This is a genomic window from Pseudomonas sp. DR208, assembly GCF_019823005.1.
GTDB classification, from domain to species: Bacteria; Pseudomonadota; Gammaproteobacteria; order Pseudomonadales; family Pseudomonadaceae; genus Aquipseudomonas; species Aquipseudomonas extremorientalis.
Genome location: NZ_CP081944.1, coordinates 1404055 through 1422915, shown reverse-complemented (window position 1 = coordinate 1422915; position 18861 = coordinate 1404055). Strand labels below are relative to the sequence as shown.

General features: G+C 62.2%; 20 protein-coding genes. 10 read left to right on the top strand and 10 right to left on the bottom strand.

What is annotated here, in order from left to right; genetic code table 11:
- Positions 1 to 254 precede the first annotated feature (254 nt).
- Together yejK and K5K89_RS06275 are read left to right on the top strand one after the other, a co-directional pair.
- Positions 255 to 1259 carry a nucleoid-associated protein YejK gene (yejK, locus tag K5K89_RS06280; RefSeq protein WP_010212893.1) on the top strand — a complete coding sequence of 335 codons (1005 nt, stop codon included), beginning with the start codon at positions 255 to 257 and terminating at the stop codon, positions 1257 to 1259.
- Positions 1259 to 1609, top strand: a complete 351-nt coding sequence (locus tag K5K89_RS06275) for a glutaredoxin family protein (protein ID WP_093119592.1) — start codon at positions 1259 to 1261, stop codon at positions 1607 to 1609. Before yejK ends, K5K89_RS06275 begins: the two co-directional genes overlap by 1 nt.
- Here K5K89_RS06275 and K5K89_RS06270 read toward each other — a convergent pair whose 3' ends face one another.
- From K5K89_RS06270 to K5K89_RS06250, 5 genes are read right to left on the bottom strand one after another with little or no spacing between them, the layout of a single operon-like run.
- The gene (locus tag K5K89_RS06270; RefSeq protein ID WP_222541045.1) at positions 1610 to 2587 is read right to left on the bottom strand and encodes a FecR family protein; all 978 of its coding nucleotides are present in this window, start codon (positions 2585 to 2587) and stop codon (positions 1610 to 1612) included. It lies immediately after the preceding gene.
- On the bottom strand, positions 2584 to 3162 hold the full coding sequence (locus K5K89_RS06265; protein ID WP_071488629.1) for an RNA polymerase sigma factor: 579 nt from the start codon (positions 3160 to 3162) through the stop codon (positions 2584 to 2586). Before K5K89_RS06265 ends, K5K89_RS06270 begins: the two co-directional genes overlap by 4 nt.
- A gap of 8 nt (positions 3163 to 3170) precedes the next feature.
- Positions 3171 to 3497 carry a DUF3325 domain-containing protein gene (locus K5K89_RS06260; RefSeq protein WP_071488628.1) on the bottom strand — a complete coding sequence of 109 codons (327 nt, stop codon included), beginning with the start codon at positions 3495 to 3497 and terminating at the stop codon, positions 3171 to 3173.
- Positions 3498 to 5072, bottom strand: coding sequence for a PepSY-associated TM helix domain-containing protein (locus K5K89_RS06255; RefSeq protein ID WP_222541044.1), 1575 nt, complete (start codon positions 5070 to 5072; stop codon positions 3498 to 3500).
- Positions 5069 to 5371, bottom strand: a complete 303-nt coding sequence (locus K5K89_RS06250) for a DUF3649 domain-containing protein (RefSeq protein ID WP_071488626.1) — start codon at positions 5369 to 5371, stop codon at positions 5069 to 5071. The genes K5K89_RS06255 and K5K89_RS06250 overlap by 4 nt, the downstream gene beginning before the upstream one ends.
- Before the next feature lie 170 nt (positions 5372 to 5541).
- Between K5K89_RS06250 and K5K89_RS06245 the strand changes: the two genes are divergently transcribed.
- The 3 genes from K5K89_RS06245 (at position 5542) to fecA (ending at position 9396) form a co-directional block, all read left to right on the top strand.
- Positions 5542 to 6030, top strand: a complete 489-nt coding sequence (locus K5K89_RS06245) for a sigma-70 family RNA polymerase sigma factor (protein ID WP_071488625.1) — start codon at positions 5542 to 5544, stop codon at positions 6028 to 6030.
- Positions 6027 to 6968: a FecR domain-containing protein gene (locus K5K89_RS06240; protein ID WP_102591578.1), complete on the top strand. Its 942-nt coding sequence runs from the start codon at positions 6027 to 6029 to the stop codon at positions 6966 to 6968. The genes K5K89_RS06245 and K5K89_RS06240 overlap by 4 nt, the downstream gene beginning before the upstream one ends.
- A gap of 91 nt (positions 6969 to 7059) precedes the next feature.
- Positions 7060 to 9396 (top strand): TonB-dependent Fe(3+) dicitrate receptor FecA, encoded by a 2337-nt coding sequence (fecA, locus tag K5K89_RS06235; RefSeq protein ID WP_222541043.1) that lies wholly within the window; start codon positions 7060 to 7062, stop codon positions 9394 to 9396.
- Here the strand turns inward: fecA and K5K89_RS06230 are convergent.
- On the bottom strand, positions 9393 to 10265 hold the full coding sequence (locus K5K89_RS06230; protein ID WP_071488622.1) for a LysR family transcriptional regulator: 873 nt from the start codon (positions 10263 to 10265) through the stop codon (positions 9393 to 9395). The genes fecA and K5K89_RS06230 overlap by 4 nt on opposite strands.
- A 105-nt stretch (positions 10266 to 10370) precedes the next feature.
- Between K5K89_RS06230 and K5K89_RS06225 the strand changes: the two genes are divergently transcribed.
- Positions 10371 to 11882, top strand: a complete 1512-nt coding sequence (locus tag K5K89_RS06225) for an MFS transporter (protein ID WP_222541042.1) — start codon at positions 10371 to 10373, stop codon at positions 11880 to 11882.
- A 54-nt stretch (positions 11883 to 11936) separates the two neighbouring features.
- Here the strand turns inward: K5K89_RS06225 and K5K89_RS06220 are convergent, their stop codons facing one another.
- Together K5K89_RS06220 and K5K89_RS06215 are read right to left on the bottom strand one after the other, a co-directional pair.
- The gene (locus K5K89_RS06220) at positions 11937 to 12347 is read right to left on the bottom strand and encodes an HPF/RaiA family ribosome-associated protein (RefSeq protein WP_071488620.1); all 411 of its coding nucleotides are present in this window, start codon (positions 12345 to 12347) and stop codon (positions 11937 to 11939) included.
- Positions 12348 to 12559: 212 nt separating this feature from the next.
- Complete coding sequence (locus K5K89_RS06215) at positions 12560 to 13507, bottom strand: LysR substrate-binding domain-containing protein (protein WP_222541041.1); 948 nt, start codon at positions 13505 to 13507, stop codon at positions 12560 to 12562.
- A gap of 137 nt (positions 13508 to 13644) precedes the next feature.
- On the opposite strand from K5K89_RS06215, the gene K5K89_RS06210 reads away from it, so the two are divergent.
- Together K5K89_RS06210 and K5K89_RS06205 are read left to right on the top strand one after the other, a co-directional pair.
- Positions 13645 to 15021: an L-serine ammonia-lyase gene (locus tag K5K89_RS06210; RefSeq protein ID WP_071488618.1), complete on the top strand. Its 1377-nt coding sequence runs from the start codon at positions 13645 to 13647 to the stop codon at positions 15019 to 15021.
- A gap of 334 nt (positions 15022 to 15355) precedes the next feature.
- The gene (locus K5K89_RS06205; protein WP_071488617.1) at positions 15356 to 15670 is read left to right on the top strand and encodes a DUF3509 domain-containing protein; all 315 of its coding nucleotides are present in this window, start codon (positions 15356 to 15358) and stop codon (positions 15668 to 15670) included.
- Here the strand turns inward: K5K89_RS06205 and K5K89_RS06200 are convergent.
- On the bottom strand, positions 15667 to 16155 hold the full coding sequence (locus K5K89_RS06200; RefSeq protein ID WP_058427808.1) for a phosphate-starvation-inducible protein PsiE: 489 nt from the start codon (positions 16153 to 16155) through the stop codon (positions 15667 to 15669). The two genes, K5K89_RS06205 and K5K89_RS06200, sit on opposite strands and share 4 nt — an antisense overlap.
- 248 nt (positions 16156 to 16403) lie before the next feature.
- On the opposite strand from K5K89_RS06200, the gene K5K89_RS06195 reads away from it, so the two are divergent.
- Positions 16404 to 16664, top strand: coding sequence for a YebG family protein (locus tag K5K89_RS06195; protein WP_003171979.1), 261 nt, complete (start codon positions 16404 to 16406; stop codon positions 16662 to 16664).
- A 54-nt stretch (positions 16665 to 16718) separates the two neighbouring features.
- Here the strand turns inward: K5K89_RS06195 and K5K89_RS06190 are convergent, their stop codons facing one another.
- Positions 16719 to 17738, bottom strand: a complete 1020-nt coding sequence (locus K5K89_RS06190) for a Glu/Leu/Phe/Val dehydrogenase family protein (protein ID WP_222541040.1) — start codon at positions 17736 to 17738, stop codon at positions 16719 to 16721.
- A 187-nt stretch (positions 17739 to 17925) separates the two neighbouring features.
- Here K5K89_RS06190 and K5K89_RS06185 point away from each other — a divergent pair, with 187 nt between their 5' ends.
- A complete protein-coding gene (locus K5K89_RS06185) occupies positions 17926 to 18729 on the top strand; it encodes a SirB1 family protein (protein ID WP_071488615.1) in 804 nt (267 codons plus the stop codon).
- Positions 18730 to 18861: the final 132 nt, after the last annotated feature.

Here is an 18861-nt window from a genome sequence, read left to right as displayed (position 1 = left end):
TGACAGATGCTGAATGCACGCTTATCGCCGAGACTTGGCGTAAGACGGGGCAAAACTAGCACAGAGACGGGGAAATATCCGCCTCTACCTACCCATTTGGTCAGCTTTATCGCTCTAAACCGTGAAAAAAAGGCATATGCCCCGTCGGAAGGTGCCCAAAACACCCTTCGAAGCACGTCTTGGCCAATGGTGCGGTACACTTGGCGACTTTTCGGGGAGGCCCACCGCTCCCCTCTCAACCAGCCGAGAAGCCTATGCCGATCCGTCATTGCATCGTCCACCTGATCGACAAAAAACCCGACGGCACACCTGCAGTTCTCCATGCCCGCGACTCCGAGCTTGCCGAGTCGGCCGCCATCGAGAACATGCTTGCCGACCTCAACGAGAGCTACAACGCCAAACAAGGCAAGGCCTGGGGTTTCTTCCATGCCGAGTCCGGCGCGCACCCGTTCAGCGGCTGGTTGAAGGAGTATTTCGACGGCGGGCAGGATTTCACCACGTTCAGCCGCACCGCCGTCGAGCACCTGCAGAAGCTGATGGAAGAGTCCAACCTCTCCACCGGTGGCCACGTGCTGTTCGCCCACTACCAGCAAGGCATGACCGACTACCTGGCCATCGCCCTGCTGCACCACAGCGAAGGCGTGGCGGTGACCGACGAGCTGGACGTGACCCCATCCCGTCACCTGGACCTGGGCCAACTGCACCTGGCGGCGCGGATCAACGTGTCCGAGTGGCAGAACAACAAGCAGTCCAAGCAGTACATCTCGTTTATCAAGGGCAAGAACGGCAAGAAGGTGTCGGAATACTTTCGCGACTTCATCGGCTGCCAGGAAGGCGTCGACGGCCCAGGAGAGACCCGCACCCTGCTCAAGGCCTTCAGCGACTTCGTTGAAAGCGAAGACCTGCCCGACGAATCCGCCCGCGAAAAGACCAAGACCCTGGTGGACTACGCCAGCAGCCAGGCCAAGCTTGGCGAACCCATGGGCCTGGAAGAACTCTCGGGGTTGATCGATGAAGATCGGCCAAAGGCGTTCTACGACCATATACGCAACAAGGATTACGGCCTCTCGCCGGAGATTCCGGCGGATAAACGCACCCTCAACCAGTTCCGTCGCTTCACCGGCCGCGCCGAGGGCCTGTCCATCAGCTTTGAAGCACACCTGCTGGGGGACAAGATCGAGTACGACGAAGCCGCCGGCACCTTGATCATCAAGGGCCTGCCGACCCAGCTGACCGACCAGCTCAAGCGCCGTAACTGATGCTGGGCGGGGTTTTCAAGAAAGTCCTGCTGGTATTGCTGGTGGTGGTGGTGATCCAGAACTGGGGCAAGATCGAGCGGGTGTTCAACCCATCGCAGGTAGCCCCTGAACAAGTGCGCGCTTCGGCGCGCGTGGTGCTGTATGCCACCGCGTGGTGCGGATACTGCAAGCAGATCCGCCGTTTCCTGGACCAGAAAGGCATCCCCTACCAGGCGTTCGATATCGAGAAAGACGCCCAGGCGCGCAAGACGTATGAGGCGTTGGGCGGCGGCGGGATTCCGTTTGTGGACGTGAACGGCACGCTGATTCGCGAGTACAGCCCCGAGAAGATCATGGCGGCGCTGAAGTAATCAGCGCACCACGATCATGCGCCCCAGCACCTGGTGCTGTTCAAAACCGAGAACCGCCTGCAAGGCATTCAGCACAGCCTGTGGGTCTTTGCTCGGGAAGCTGCCGCTGACGCGCCTGGCGCCCATCTCTTCGTTAAGCAACAGGATACGACCGGGGTAGTAACGGCCCAGGTCCTTCACCACGTCCGCCAAGGGCGCCTTGTAGTAGTTGAGCCAGCCGTCGCGCCAGGCCAGGCGTGATTCGCTGTCGACCCCATGCATTGGTTCGGCAATGCCATCGGCGTAGGCCACTTGCTGGCCGGCGGTAAGAACCTGCTGTTGGCCCTGCTTTGACGGCGTCACGCCAACCCGTCCGGACAACACCGTCACCTGGGCGCCTGCCGGTTGCAGGCGCACTTCGAACTGGGTGCCCAGCACCCGCGCTTCACCGCTGCCCGCCGCGACCACGAAGGATTGCCCGGTGTGGGTCACGCTGAAAAAGCCGGCCCCGCGACGCAATTGGATACGCCGCTCGCCATGGTTGAAATCCACGGCGATGGCGCTGTCAGCGTCCAGGGTGACTTGGGAGTTGTCGGCCAGCGTGACGGTTTTGATTTCCCCGGGTGCCGTCACGTAGTCAGCGCCAAGGTCATCGACCCAGCGCGACGGCTGCCAACCAGCCCCCATGGACACCATCACCACCAGGCAGGCAGCCATGGCCAACGCCCCGGACCAACGCAGCACCCGCGAACGCTTCGGGGTGTTCATCGCATTGAGGTAGCCCTGCAAGGCCATGGCTTCTTCGTCCGCCAGCTTGCGCGCCGGGACTTCGCTCAACTCCCACAGCACCTGGGCCTGGGAATAGGCCTCGACATGTGCAGGGTCGGCCCGCAGCCACTGGCTGAACGTGGCCTGGTCGCCACTGCTGGGCTGGTCGTGCAGCAGGCTCAACCAGGCCAGGGCCGCTTGTTCCTGGGCGGGCGTGGGGGTGACGTTCACGGTGCTTTCCCTGGCGTGCGTGGGGATGAGGGGTCGCGAAGGCTGGCTTTGCAGGCTTCGAGCGCACGCATCATATGTTTTTCCACGGCACTTTGGGACAGGCCCATGGCCTTGGCGATTTGCGCGTACTTGCGCCCGTGGATGCGGTTGAGCAGGAAAATCTGCCGCGTGCGCTCGGGCAAACTGCGCAGCGCCGCTTCGACATGGCGCAGATCATTGCCGGCTTCCAGCGCCGCCTGGGGCTCGGAGCCTTGGTTGTCGTGCTGTTCGGGCAGCCAGCCTTCGCTGCTGCGCACCCGCGCGCCTTCGCTGCGCAGGTGATCAATGGCGATATTGCCGGCGCAGCGCAGCAGGTAGGTGCTGAGTTCTTCGACCTGCACCAGCGGCCGGCGCCAGAAGCGCAGGAACAGGTCCTGCACTAGGTCCGCCGCCGTGGCGCGGCACCCCACGCGGCGACTCACCAGGGCTTCCATCTGCGAACGCTGGGACAGGAACACCTGCAGGAAATGCGCACGCCCACCGGCCGCGTCAGCGTGCTGGCTGTCCTGGGGTTCCGGTGGGGTGCTGATCATCATGGACGGGCTCAGAGGGTGGCGAAGGCTGCGACAGGGCTGGCGAGCAGGCCGACACCCGCCAGGATCAGGGCCAGCCTTGGCCGGTACGGCAACAGCAGCACCAACAGCAGTGCGCTGAGCATCAACACGGCGCACCACTCCACCAGGCCCTGGCCCCAACCGGCGATGGCCACGGCGGGCCAGATCGACACGGTCAGCAGCAACCACCCGGCCACACGCAAACCCAGGCGCCGGCGAGGCGTGGGTCTACTGTGCAACAGTTCGCCGTGATGACGGTCGGTGGACAAGCACAGCGCAGTAAACCCGGCGTAGCACATCAGCAGTGCAAGCAGCATTCAGTTCGCCTCCTGCTTGAGCGTCAACCCGCGTGTGCGTTCAACCTTGGGCGCAGGCACGGTGCGATGCTGCATCTTCCAGGCGGCCCAGCCGAGGAATATTCCGCTGGCCAGGCTCGTCAGGTCGAAGCCGGCCATGGCCCAGTCTCCGGTGGCCAATGAAACGCCCAGGTGATGCGAGGTGGTCAACGCGTTGAGCAATGGAATGGCGATAAACAGCAATGCGCCGACGCTCAACTGCTCGACCCAACCCTGGCGGCCACGCCGCAGGATGGCGTGCAGCAGGCTCAGGCCCCAGGCAATAAAGAAGGTTTGCACTTCCCAGCCGGAACGTTCGGCGAAGGTCACCGGCAGCAGGCGGTTGGCCCAGAAAAACGCCGCGATGGCGATCATCAGGCCGGACATGCTGGCGATGTTGAGTACTTCCACAAGACGCAGTTCAAACGGCATCACATTGCTCTTGAGGTGCTTGAGCTGACGCTTGCCAAGCCAGATGACCAGCCCGGTGCCGATCATCGCCGTGCCCGCCAGCCCGCAGATAAAGTACAACCAGCGCAGCACCGGGCCGGCGAAATGCCCCATGTGCAGGCCGTAGAAACTGCCGCCGATGGCCGCCGGCAGCGACTGCCCGCCGCTTACTCGCAACAGTTCGCCGGTGCTGCCATTGAAGGACACGGTACTGCCGAAATCGTGCACTACGCTGTCGGAACCGGCGCGCAATACATTGACCGAGGCGTTCACATCGCCGGGGTTGTTCACCGCCACGCGCCCCACATGCCCGCCCGCCCACTGTGCCCGCGCCTGCTCGTACATCGGCACCAGCGGCAGCAATGTGCCTGGCTGGCCCGATGCAGGCGCGTTGTTGGTGTTCGGGAACACCTCGCTGAAAAAGGCGCGGGTGTCGTTGCCATAGGAAGCCAGGATCGGCGCCGGCATCACCATGCTCATGAAGATCACCAGGCTGCTGTAGGTGATCATCAGATGGAAAGGCAGCACCAGCACACCCACCGCGTTGTGCCCGTCGAGCCAGGAACGCTGGCCTTTGCGGGGACGGAAGGTGAAGAAGTCCTTGAAGATTTTCTTGTGGGTGATGATGCCGGTGATCAGCGCGATGAACATCACCATCGCGGCGATGGTCGACAGCCAGCGACCCCACGGGTGAGGCATTTGCAGTTGGAAGTGGAACCGGTAGAAGAACTCGCCGCCCATGCTTTCACGGGCCTGCACGGCCTGGCCGGTGACGGGGTCGAGGGTTTTCTGGATGAAGTTGCCACGCTTGCCGGGGTCGACCTTGTCCTGCCACATCACCGACAGGCCGGGGTCGCGGCTGTCCGGCAAGGTGATGAACCAGCGTGCGGCGGTGGGTGCGACCTGCTGCAGATAGGTTTGCGCCACGGTGAGGCTGCGCGCATCGTCCAGGGGACGGGCCTGCACTTCGGGCTGCATCCAGTGGCTGATCTCGTCCTTGAAATACGACAGGGTGCCTGTCAGGAAAATTGCAAACAGCAGCCAGCCGAAGATCAACCCGGCCCAGGTGTGCAACCAGGCCATGGCCTGACGGAAACCCTCTTTCATACTCGTGTCATCCACAAACCCACGCCCGCCAGGGTGGCGAACGCCGCACTTGGCAGCAGCACACCGAACCAGGCGCGTGCGGCGCTGCGGCAGGCGAAACACCAGAGCACAGCGAGCAGGTAAAACACGAAGGAACTCATCATCCCGGTGATCACCGCATCGGCGCGAGAGGTAGGCAGCCACAGCGCCAGACAGATGCTGGCCAGGGACGCCATCAGGTAACCGCCCACCACGGCAGCCAGCACACGCGAGGTCACGGCGAGACGATAGGAGACAGGCAGCGAGGTTTTGCTTTTCATGCGGGAGGCGCCAGGTTCATCAGCGCGCAATATTAATGATAAATATTCTCATAAGCAAAACAGAACGGATGAATCACCTGTGCGGATGGATTGCCGAAGCCACTCACGCGCCCTACAATGCGAACAATTCTTGTTCTCTAAAGCATGGCGATGCTTGTGGAGTGTCCCCGTTGAGCCCGTCCAACACCGTCGAAGTTTTGTACACCGACCATCACCACTGGCTCACCGGCTGGTTGCGACGCAAGCTCGGCTGCCCGGAAAGCGCCGCCGACCTGGCCCAGGACACCTTCATGCGCGTGCTCACCGCGCGGGAAACGCCCACCCTGGTCGAGCCCCGCGCGTTTCTCACCACGGTTGCCAAGCGCGTGCTGTTCAACTTCTACCGCCGCCAAGACCTGGAACGCGCCTACCTCGATGCCCTGGCACACATGCCCGAACACGTGGCGCCATCGGAAGAAGAACGCGCAATCATCCTGCAAACCCTGGTCGAGCTGGACCAACTGCTCGACGGCCTGCCGGTGCAGGTCAAGCGCGCCTTCCTGCTGGCGCAACTGGATGGGCTGACCTACGCGCAAATCGGCGCGGAGCTTGGGATTTCCATCGCCACCGTCAAACGTCACCTGACCAAAGCGGCCATGCGCTGCTATTTCGCCCTATGAACTTCTCCACTCAAGTCGCCGAACAGGCCGTGCATTGGCTGATGGAAATGCAGCAAGGCGGACTCAACCCTCGCCAGCAGGCTGCCTGGCAACACTGGCTGAACGCCCACAGCGAACACCAGCGCGCCTGGGACCACATGCAACGCGTCAACCAGCGCCTGCGCGGCATGCCCTCGCCCCTTGCCCATGCGGCGTTGAACGCGCCAACCTCTACCAGCCGCCGCCAGGCGCTCAAGTTGCTGTTGATCCTCGGCGCCGGTTCGGCCGCCGCCTGGGGCCTGCGCCAGCAACATATCCTGCCGCCGCTGAGCGCCGACTACCGCAGCCCCATCGGCCAACGCCGCAAGGTGCAATTGGCCGATGGCAGCCAGTTGCAACTCAATACCGGCAGCGCGGTGGATGTGCACTTCGATGGCAGGCAACGACTGATCCGCCTGCTTGAAGGCGAAATCCTGCTGACCGGTATCGCCGGCAATACACCGCTTAACGTGTTGACCGGCCAGGGTCTACTTACCAGCCAGGCCGCACGCATGAACGTGCGTCAGTTCAACGACCACACCCAGCTGGCGGTATTCGATGGCCGCGTCGAGGTAATGCCCAACACCTACAGCGGCCTGCCGCTGACGGTCGAGGCCGCGCGCCAGGTCAACTTCACCCGCAAAGGCTGGGACACCCCGCGCCCTAGCGACGCCAACAGCGGCGCCTGGGCCGACGGCATGCTGGTCGCAGCCCACATGCGCCTGGAAGATTTCCTCGGCGAACTCGGCCGTTATCGTCGTGGCCAGGTCAATTGCGACCCACAGGTGGCCAACCTGCTGATCTCCGGCAGCTACCCGCTGGACGACAGCGAACGGATTCTGGACCTGCTGGAAGTGAGCCTGCCGGTGAAAGTGCGGCGCTTCACGCGGTATTGGGTGACGGTGCAGGCACGCGCCTGAAATTAATTCAAAACACTGTGAGCCGTTTTCCACACCTCGCGTGACAGAGAAGGAAAGCCCCCTTGATCCTTTCTTCTCAGGACCGCTCTTCATGCCCCAGCAACCCACGCTTCTCGCCCGCACCCTGCGCCAGTTCCTACTTGGCGCCAGCCTGAGTCTTACGGTACTGCCACACGCCATGGCGGCCGATGCCAAGCCGTATCACATCGCGCCGACTTCGCTGGAAGCGGCGTTGAATCAATTCGGACGTGAAGCGGGTGTGCTGATTTCCTTCGGTTCGCAAGTCACCGCGGGCATGCAGAGTCGTGGCTTGTCCGGTAACTACGGCACCGCAGACGGCCTGCAGAAACTGCTGGAAGGCACCGGCCTGCAAGCCCGCGCCGAAGGCGACAATGCGTACAGCCTGCAACCGACCAATGCACCGACCACTATTGAGTTGGGCACCTCCAGCGTGGTCGGCGACTGGCTCGGCGACGCAGCGCAAACCAATGTGTTCGAACACCCCGGCGCCCGAGATGTGATCCGCCGCGAAGAGTTCGAACGCCAGGGCGCCACCCAGGCCAGGGACGTGCTCAATCGCATCCCCGGCGTCAACGCCCCGGACAACAACGGCACCGGCAGCCACGACATGGCGCTGAACTTCGGTATTCGCGGCCTCAACCCGCGCCTGGCCTCGCGCTCCACGGTACTGATGGACGGTATTCCGGTGCCGTTTGCGCCGTACGGCCAACCACAACTGTCGTTTGCGCCGATCAGCATGGGCAACATGGATGCCGTCGACGTGGTGCGTGGCGGCGGCGCCGTGCGCTACGGCCCGCAGAACGTCGGTGGCGTGGTCAACTTCGTGACCCGGGCGATCCCGGATGCGCCCACGGTCAAAGGCGGCCTGCAGACCGAAACCAGCCCGTCCTCCAGCCATGACGGCTTCAAGACCACCGGCAATCTGCTGGCCGGCGGCACAGCCGACAATGGTCTGGGCGGTGCGCTGCTGTACTCCGGCACCCGTGGCGGCGACTGGCGCGAGAACAGCAACACGCGCATCGACGACCTGATCCTCAAGGGTAAGTACCAGCTCGACGACGCCAACAGCTTCAACGCCATGGCGCAGTACTACGAAGGCCAGGCCGATATGCCTGGGGGTTTGAACGTTGCGGACTACAAGGCAGATCCGTACCAGTCCACCCGCCCCTACGACAAATTCTGGGGCCGCCGCACGATGTTCAACGTCGGCTACCGCTATGAGCAGGATCGTCGCGAGTTCACCGTGAATAGCTTCTTCACCAAGACCCTGCGCAGTGGTTACCTGGACCAGGGCACCTTCCTCTCGCTGTCCCCGCGCGAGTACTGGGTGCGTGGCATCGAGACCCGCTTCGCCCAAGGCTTTGATGTGGGCCCGACCAGCCAAGAAGTCGGCGTCGGCTACCGCTACATCAACGAGGCCGGCCACGAACTGCGCTATCGCACGCCAATTGCCGCCAACCAGCAGATTCCCACTACCAACAGCCGCAACGACCGCGACACCCGTGGCGGCACCGAAGCCAATGCATTCTTCATCGACGACCGGATCGATATCGGCAAGTGGACCATCACCCCGGGCGTGCGCTACGAGATGATCGAGTCCCAGCAGACCAACAACCTGAGCAACGTCAAATACAAGGGTGACTACAACACCGCGCTGCCGGCGCTGAACGTGCTCTACCACCTCACCGACAGCTGGAACCTCTATGCCAACACCGAAGGTTCGTTCGGCAGCGTGCAGTACAGCCAGATGCCCAACCGCGTGACCAGCGGCGAAGTAAAACCGGAAAAAGCCCGCACCTGGGAACTGGGTACCCGTTACGACGACGGCACCTTGCGTGCCGAGATCGGCGCGTTCCTGATCAACTTCGACAACCAGTACGAAAGCAACCAGACCAACGACTCGGTGATTGCCCGTGGCGAAACTCGCCACCAGGGTATCGAGACCAGCGTCAACTACGCGCTCGATGGTTTGAGCCCGGCGCTGGCCGGGTTTGATGTGTACGCCACTTACGCGTACGTCGACGCCACCATCCGCGAGGACGGCCCGAACAAAGGCAACCGCGTGCCCTTCTCGTCCAAGCACAAAGGCACCCTCGGCGTCGGTTATACCGAAGGCCGCTGGAAACTCAACCTGGACAGCAGCTACCAGAGCAGCCAATTCGCCGACAACGCCAACACCCAGGCCGAAAGTGCCGACGGTGCCAATGGACGTATCCCGGGCTATATGTTGTTCAGCAGCCGTGCCGCCTACGACTTCGGCCCGCAGTTGTCGGATTTGAACGTAGCGGTGGGGGTGAAAAACATCTTCAACAAGCAGTACTACACGCGCTCGTTCGACGATAACAACAAGGGCAAATACGTCGGCGAGCCGCGCACGGTGTACGTACAGACCTCGATCGCGTTCTAACTGCCCGCCAGGCAACTGGGAGTGGCCGCGACCAGGGCGTCGATGGCGCAGCGGGTTTTGGCCGGCATATGCGCGGCGGTCGGCCAGATCACGTGGATCGGCGAGGGTTGCTCACGGTAGGCGGGCAACACCGCTTCCAACTGCCCGCGCAGCACATAGTGTGCAATCAACCAACTGGGCAACCAGGCCAGGCCGACGCCCGCGATAGCAGCGTCCGCCACGGCCTGGAGGTCATCCAGCACCAACGGCGATACGACCCGCGAACGATGCGGCGTGTTGCTGCGGTAGGCAATGCCGCGGTGGCCGGCAAGGTCATCCGTCGATTCAATCCGTCCCACCCGCTGCAAGTACGCCGGTGAAGCGGCCAGCCCCACCGACTGTTCACCCAGGCGCCGTGCACTCAAGCGTTCGGTGTCAGGCAAAGCACCGATTCGCACGGCGATATCGAAGCCTTCCTGCGCCAGGTCGGTCATACGGTCAGCAAAACACACCTCGATCTCCAGTTGCGGGTAACGGTCCATCAACCCCCATAACGCGGGCGCCGCATAGTGATGCCCGAAGGCCAGCGGCACGCTGGCGCGCAGCCGGCCGCGTGGCAACTGCCGGCCACTCTCCAGCACCGATTCGGCGGCTTCGAGTTCGGCCAGTGCGCGCAGGCAATGCTCGTAGTACGCCTGCCCGTCTTCCGTCAGACGCTGGCGGCGAGTGGAGCGCTGCAACAGGCAAGTCCCCAGCCGCGCCTCCAGCCGCGCCAGGCCCTTGCCCACCGCCGAGCGCGTGAGATTCAGACGTTCGGCGGCTTCCGTCAGGTTGCCGCTTTCGACGATCTGCAGAAAGAGTTCAACGCCATCGAAACGCGCAGTGGCCATGATTATATTGTCGCCCTTGATTCCCCTGTTGATGGAAAACTTATCACGAATAAAGAAACAGATTCCCCTGAAAATCTAACGCCCCCTCAACCTCAGGAGAATTCCATGCCACCCGCCGCCACCTTATCGGCCGTCAACCCACCCCGCACCGCCAGAAACGGCCTCGCCCTCACCGCCGTATGCCTCGTCGCCCTGATGTTCGGCCTGGAGATCTCCAGCGTGCCGGTGATCCTGCCCACGCTGGAGCAGCAATTGGGCACAGGCTTCCAGGATGCCCAATGGATCATGAATGCCTACACACTGGCCTGCACCAGCGTATTGATGGCAGCCGGCACCCTGGCGGACCGTTTTGGCCGCAAGCGCATACTGGTGCTGTGCCTATGGTTGTTCGGACTGGCTTCGCTGGCGTGTGGGTTGGCGAACGATGCACCGACGCTGATTGCCGCGCGCTTCATCCAGGGCGTGGGCGCCGGGGCGATGATGATCTGCCAGTTCGCGATTCTGTCGCACCTGTTTCGCGAACCGGCGGCGCGGGCACGGGCGTTCGCAATCTGGGGCGTAATCGCCGGCGTGGGCCTGGGCTTCGGGCCGATGGTGGGGGCGTTGATCCTGGCAGTGGCGGACTGGCGCTGGGTGTTCCTGGTGCATGTACCGCTCACCCTGTTCACCCTGGTGCTGTTGCATGTCAGCGTGCAGGAGTCCCGTGACCCGGCCGGCCATCGCCTGGACATCGCCGGTATGCTCACCTTGACGCTGTCGGTATTCGCGCTGGTCTATTTCATCACCCAGGGCACCGAGGACGGTTTTGGCACACCAGTCATGCTCGGCTGGGCGGGACTGGCGGTGGCCGGGTTGCTGTTGTTCATCGTCGTTGAACGACGCAGCGCCCACCCGATGTTCGACTTCTCGGTATTGCGCATCCAGCGCTTCAATGGCGCCTTGATGGGCTCGATCGGCATGAATTTCAGCTTCTGGCCGTTCATGATCTACCTGCCGTTGTATTTCCAGGCCGGCCTGGGCTACGACACCCTGACCAGCGGCGGCGCCCTGCTCGCCTACACCCTGCCCACACTGCTGGTACCGCCGCTGGCTGAGCGCCTGGCCCTGCGCTATGGCGCCGAGCGCATCATTCCGTTGGGCCTGGGGTTGATGGGTGTCGGCTTCCTGGCCATGGCCGCTGCCAATGGGGTGGCGCAACCCAGTATCCTGCTGATCCTGGGCAGTTGCATCATTGCCGGCACAGGCCTGGCGCTGACCAACTCCCCCACCACCAACACCACGACCGGCTCGGTGTCGGCGGACCGCGCCGGCATGGCCTCGGGCATCGACCTCAGCGCACGGCTGATTACCCTGGCGCTCAACATCGCGTTGATGGGGCTGGTGCTGTTGCTGGGGATCAGCGATCAACTGGCGAATGTACTGCCCGACGCCACGGCGCTGGATTGGCCGGGCATCAGCCAGAACATCGCGGCCGGCAAGCTCGATGTACCGGGGTTGAACGCCGCGCAGGCACAGGCCGCACTGCGCCACGGTGCCGGCTGGGCGATGCTGTTTGCAGGGTTGGGTGCGTGTGGGCTGGCGCTATCGAGCCGGTACTTTTTCCGACGCGGACAGTAAATGAAAACGGGCCTGCAGTTGCAGGCCCGTTCTTAGTGGAGCGCGAGAACGTTATCAGCCGTTGAACACGGCACGTTCTTTTTCCAGGAACTCCTGCTCAAGCTCATCTTCATTGACTTTGGTGGTTGGCTGGCTTTTCCCGGCAGCGCGTGGCTTGCCTTGCAGTTTGCCAAACAGATGTTCCAACGCATGGTCCAGCTTGGTCGCCGCACCGTCGATGGCCTGTTCCAGCGTATCGGCCTTGTGCAGCACCGACAGTGGCTGATGGCCTTTTGGCCGCGCTTCCAGGCGGCAACTCAAATCGTGGGGACCGGGCTTGTCGCCGTTCTCATCCCGCAGGTAGACCTCCACTCGGGTCAGGTCTTCTTCGTAACGTTCGAGCGTGCTCTCAATGGTAGTACGTACCCACTCCTCCAGTCGGATGCTGCTTTCAATATGGTTATCGCTATTGACTTGGATTTGCATAGTTCTTCCCTTATTTCAGCTAGCTCGCGAGAGGTCACAACTGCGACACCGGGGCGGTGAAACCATGACCTCTTGATTACACAATTGAGCAGTCCGCAGAACAATTCAACCCCTTTGCAAAGATAAATCCTACATTACAAATTAAGCCTGACGACGAGCAAAAACGCTGTTAGGGTGGGGAGTTAGTTACATCTTCTTACGTGCAATCAACCTTACAGTTGCCCCTCTCCCAACGGGTGCAATCCGCGAAAGATCTCCGCCTCCTCCACCAGCCAATCATGTACCGCACGCACGCCCGGATGGCTCAGCGCACCCGGCGCATACAGCAGCACGTAGCGTTTATGGTTAGGCACGGCCAGGCCGAAGGGCACGATCAAGGTGCCGCGCTCCAATTCATCGTTGAGCAAGGTGCGGCGTGCGATGGCCACGCCCATGCCGGCGATGGCGGCTTCGATGGTCAGGTGGTTACGGTTGAAGGTGTGGCCACGGCGCACATCGGCGTCGTGGTAGCCGATGGCATTCAAGTAAAACTCCCACTCCGCATACTCATAACTGCCACGCCAGGCGGTGATGTCATGCAGCAGCGGGAAATGCACCAGGTCGGCCGGCCCATGCAACGGTGGGCGACCGCGTAGCAGGCTCGGCGCGCACACCGGGAAGATCTGCTCGTCGAGCAAGGCGGTGGATAACAGGCCGGGGTAGCTGCCGTCGTTCAAGTCGACGGCCAGGTCGAACTCGCCCTCATGCAAGGCGATGCTGCTGTCCTCGGCGACCATACGCAATTGGATATCCGGAAAGCGCTGCTGCAAACGCGGTAACCGAGGGGTCAGCCACTTGCCGAGAAACGACGGGATCGAGCGCAGGCGCAAGGTGCCGCTGATCATTCCCGCGTCCAGGCGCTGCAACTCCGCGTCGATGCTGCCATAGGCCTCGCCCACCGTCGCGGCCAAACGTTGCCCCTCGGCACTCAGCTCCACCCCACGGGCACGTCGATGAAACAGACGAAACCCCAATCGCTCTTCCAACTGGCGGATTTGCTGGCTCACCGCGCCCGGCGTGATGTGCAGTTCTTCGGCACAACGGGTGAACGACAGGTGCCGCGCAGCACAGGAAAAAACGTGCAGCCAGACATACGTCTGGCCATGGAGGGGCCGGGTCATAGCGTTTAGTCTTGCTAAAGGGTGTCTTAGGATAATTCGTTGGTCAGTGTCGTGCCAGAGGCTCAGTATGGCGGCAATTGCGCTCGGCCTACAAAACATGGCAGCGATTCCTACTCCATTGCTTGTAAGGGTTTAGCATGGCTATCAGTGTTTTTGATCTATTCAAAGTGGGCATCGGCCCTTCCAGCTCCCATACCGTCGGCCCCATGCGCGCGGCGGCGACCTTTGCCCAAGCCCTGATCGACCAACGATTGTTGAGCGCCACCCGCCGCGTGGAAGTACGCTTGTATGGCTCGCTGTCCGCCACCGGTGTAGGGCATGCCACCGACCGCGCCTGTGTGATGGGCCTGATGGGTGAGTGGCCGGACACCGTCGACCCCACCTCGATCAATGCGCGTATCCAGCAACTGCGTGAATCCGGCCGACTGTTACTCGCCGGCCAGCAGGACATTGCCTTCAACTGGCACACCGACCTCCTGCTACTGGACGAAAGCCTGCCCTACCACCCCAACGCCATGTCCCTGCACGCCTACGGTGAAAACGGCCTGCTGAGCGAGCAAACCTATTACTCGGTAGGCGGTGGTTTCATTATCGAAGCCGCCGAAGCAGCCTCCGGCATCGCACCAGCCAGCGATGTGCAATTGCCCTACGACTTTTCCAGTGCCGTCGAACTGCTGGCTTTGTGCAACAAGCACGGCCTGCGGGTTTCCGAACTGATGATGGCCAACGAACGTGCGTGGCGCAGCGACGCCGATATCCGCAGCGGCCTGCTGCATATCTGGTCGGTGATGCGCGAATGCGTGGAGCAAGGCCTGCGCGACGAAGGCATCCTGCCGGGCGGCCTGGATGTGCCACGCCGCGCGGCGAAACTGCACCGCAGCCTGTTGGAAATCGGCAAGCCGAATGTCATCACCTCCACCTTGTCCGCCATGGAATGGGTCAATCTGTTCGCCCTCGCCGTCAACGAAGAAAACGCTGCCGGCGGGCGCATGGTCACCGCGCCGACCAACGGTGCCGCCGGGATCATCCCGGCCGTACTGCATTACTACATGAAGTTCAACGCCGACGCGTCTGACGACGACGTGGTCAATTTCTTCCTGGCCGCTGCCGCCGTCGGCATCCTCTGCAAGAAAAACGCATCCATTTCCGGTGCCGAGGTTGGCTGCCAGGGCGAAGTCGGTTCGGCCTGCGCCATGGCCGCCGCCGGTTTGGCCGACGTGCTCGGTGCAACCCCCGAGCAACTGGAAAACGCCGCAGAAATCGGCCTGGAACACAACCTGGGCCTCACCTGCGACCCGGTCGGTGGCCTGGTGCAAGTGCCGTGCATCGAGCGCAACGCCATCGCCGCCGTCAAGGCGATCAACGCCACGCAAATGGCCCTGCGCGGTGACGGCAAGCACTTCATTTCCCTCGACCGGGTGATCCGCACCATGCGCGATACCGGCGCCGATATGCATGACAAATACAAAGAAACTTCACGGGGCGGCCTGGCGGTCAGCTGGGTGGAGTGCTGATCGGCTTGATTGCGCTGTCAGCGATCGTTTTCTCGGGACTGCCCTGAAACAGGTCACCCCACTCAAGCACGACCCAAAACAACGGTGGGAGGGGGCTTGCCGCCGATAGCGGTCTTCCAGCCAAGTATTCATTGGCTGAAAGTCTGCTATCGAGGGCAAGCCCCCTCCCACATTGGGATACGCGCCCCACACGGCACGGCCTTTGCTGTACAGCTCATGAGGCAAACGGACTTTGTGAAACCTCAGCGACGAAGTGGCCGGTGGTCAGGAGACGCGAACTAATCCCGACACCGGTCGTCAATGACTGCATGTTCTTATCAGGCGGTAACACACCATGGACAATCCTTTTCAGATCATCACCGACACCTTCACCCCGCAATACCGCGTCAATCTGAGCATTCAACGCCTGGACGGCAGCATCATGCTGACCCTCTCCAACGAGCAGGGCGTGGTAGCCAAACGCATGATCAGCGCCGAGCAACGCAATGATCCCAAGCGGCTCAAACGTCTGGTGCAGAGTATCCAGTTCGGCATCGCCATCGAGCAGGGCCATAGCGCCATGGACATCCTCACGGTAATGACGGATGGCGACCACAAAGTGCTACAGCGGCCGCCTGCCCGTACCCTGCCCTTCAGCATCGGGCTTTAAAGCTCGCCCTTCTCGGTTTCCAGGCTCGCCTCGCCCTTGCGACGCGGGCCTTCGACCTTCACGGAAGGGAATGCCGATGAGGCATAGCGCACCACCAGGATCGAGAACGCCAACAGCAGAATCCCACCGCACAGGTAGATGATGCCTACATCCGGCGGGTTGTGATGGGACACGTTGGAGATCAGCAGACGCGTCAGCGCGGTGATTGCCACGTAGATCAGGAAGCGTACCGGCATGTGATTGGTCTTGAAGTAAATCCCCACCATCGCGCCCAATTCCAGGTAGATGAACAGCAGCAAGATGTCATCGATCTTGATGTGTCCGTTCTCCAGCATCCCCAGAAACTCCATCACCGCCGCCCAGGCCGTCACCGCACCAATGGCGAACAGCGCCAGGTAGTGGAACGACTCGACGAACAGATTGCCCAGGGACTCGGCCAGACCATGTACTTGCTGGCGCAGCCTTTCGGCCCAGTTGATTTTCACGATGATGCTTCCTTAGGTCGACTCGACCGGATAATGCGGGTTGGACGTGACGGTTGTTCTGCATGCAGAAAAAAGGCCAGGGGCAGGTATAAGATGATGGCGGGGTGATATGAGGCACTCCAATCCCGTATTTCCCGACTACATTAAAAAACTGCTACCCAAACCCCACGGTTTGGCTTACCCTTTTAGCTGTATATAAATACAGTAGTCGCAAAAGACAACTATCGTGAAGGCATGTGAGGTGGTGAATGGCCGTCGAAGTGGTATACCGCAGCAGCCGAGATCTGGAGCGTTTGTTCATGGATAAAGCCGAAGCTGACCGTCATGACAAGATGCTTGAACTCGCCGAGTTGCTCGCAGAAGTGTTGCAAAAGGCCGTGCCGTCCCTGAGCGAGCAGCAGGTGGAAGAAGCCGGGATCTACATGGCGAAGAACCGCGATGTGTTCGCCAAGGCGTTCAAGAGCCAGCCGGACGCGTTGTCCGAGTTGCTGAACGCGGCGGCGGAATAAAGCCCGAATTGAACAGGCCCTGAATCATTGGTTCAGGGCCTTTTTACTACCTGGCTATTGGTAAAGCAGGCGCTCGGCGAGTTCGTCGGCCACGCGGGCGGGTGAGCGTTTTTCGGCCTGGGCGTGGGCGAAGATTTCGGTGAGGCGCGTGCCGATGTTGGACAGGTGCGCGGTGATGGAAGGGAGCTCTGCGCCGCTGTGCCTGAGGGCGACGTAGATCAGCCCTCCCGAGTTGATCACGTAGTCCGGTGCATAGAGGATGCCACGCGCCTCCAGTTGATCCGCGTTGTCGAGGTGGGTCAGTTGTGCACTGGCGGAACCGGCCACGGCGGCGCAGCGCAGTTGGCCGACGCTCTGGCGGTTGAACACGGCGCCGAGGCCGCAGGGGGCGAGGATGTCGCACGGCGTGCTGAGCAAGGCTTCATTGGCGATGGGGTGTGCGCCCAGTTGCTCCATGGCCAGTTGCACCTTGCCGTGGTCGATGTCGCTCACCAGCAGTTCGGCCCCGGCCGCGTGCAGTTGTTCAGCCAGGGCGAAGCCGACGTTGCCCAGGCCCTGGATGGCGACACGCAAGCCTTCGAGGTTGTCGCTGCCCAGGCGTGCCATGGCGGTGGTGCGGATGCCGGCGAACACGCCCATGGCAGCGTGGGGCGAAGGGTCGCCCGCAGCGGTGGTGCTGGTGACGTAGCGGGTGTGCTGGGCGATGCAGTCCATGTCGGCCACCGAAGTACCGCTGTCGATGGCCGTGATATAGCGACCGTCGAGTTGTTCGATGCAACGTCCGAAGGCTTCAAACAAGGCGGCACGGTTTTCCACATGGGCGGGACGCAGGATCACGGCGGTGCCACCGCCCACCGGCAAACCGGCCAGGGCCGCCTTGTAGCTCATGCCCTGGGCCAGGCGCGCGGCATCCGCCACGGCACTTTCGTCGTCGGGATAGGAGAGGTAGCGACAGCCGCCAAGGGCAGGCCCCAGACGGCTGTTATGGATGGCAATGACCGCCTTCAGCCCGGTGACCGGGTCGACGCTCAAGTGCAGCGATTCAAGGCGGGTGCTGTGCATGAGAGCAAACATCGTCAAGCTCCCGAGTCACTTCTGGTAGTGGGCCAAGTATAGGCTTGCGGTAGAAAACTGCCGGAATACGCTGGAATAAGCCGGCCGATTTGGTAGGGCTTGCGACATAAGCGCGCAGGATATTTCCCAAGCCACTGGACGAAAATTCCCAGCAAGGCTAAAACGGGGGCATCCGCCGGAGAACGCAATGAACCCCCGCAAAGCCTTTTTCGCCTGCCTGGAACGCTCCCCGCCCGCGCTGTTTGAAGCAGCGTTGTGGATTGCGGCCGAGCATGACCCGGCGGTGCAGCCATCCGTGATCCTGCAGGAACTGACGCTGCTGCAACAACAGGTGAGCATCGGCATGCCCGTGCTGCCGGCGGATGAGCTGGGCCAGCCGTTGCTGCGGCGCCTGAATGACCTGGGGTTTGCCCAGGATGAATTCACCCCGCTGCGCCCCGCCGCCGCTTTGCTGGACAAGGTGTTGCAACGCAAGCGCGGACAACCCCTGGCGATGGGGCTGATCGCCATGGAGCTGGCGCGACGGATGGATATCCCCATGGTCGGCGTGAACTTCCCGGGGCATTTCCTGCTGCGCGTACCCGGCGCCGATCACCTGTTGGACCCGTGCGGCGGCCGGCGCCTGTATCCCAATGATTGCCGCGACCTGCTGCAACGCCAGTACGGCCCCAACCTCAAGCTGCAGGCCGACCACCTGCACACCGCCGACCCGCGTTCGATCCTGCAGCGACTGTCCCGCAACCTGCGGCAATTGCACCTGTCCAACGACGCCCCGCTCGAGGCCCTGGTCGACGCCGAACGTGTGCTGGAACTGGGCAATGCCAGCGCCGCCGATTACCTGGCACGGGCCAGCCTGTACCAGCGCCTGGACTGCCCCAACGCCGAGCGCTTCGATCTGGAACACGCGCTGATGCTCAGCGAAGACCCGATCCAGCGCCTGCGCCTGACCGAACGCCTGGGGCATTTGCCGCCCAACTCAGTGGTGCACTGAACCCACGACTTTCAGGAGATTATCTCTTTCTGTGGCGAGCGGGCTTGCCCCGCGTTGGACTGCGTAGCAGGCCCAATTTTGGGGGCCGCTTCGCGACCCAGCGCGGGGCAAGCCCGCTCGCCACAGCTAGTT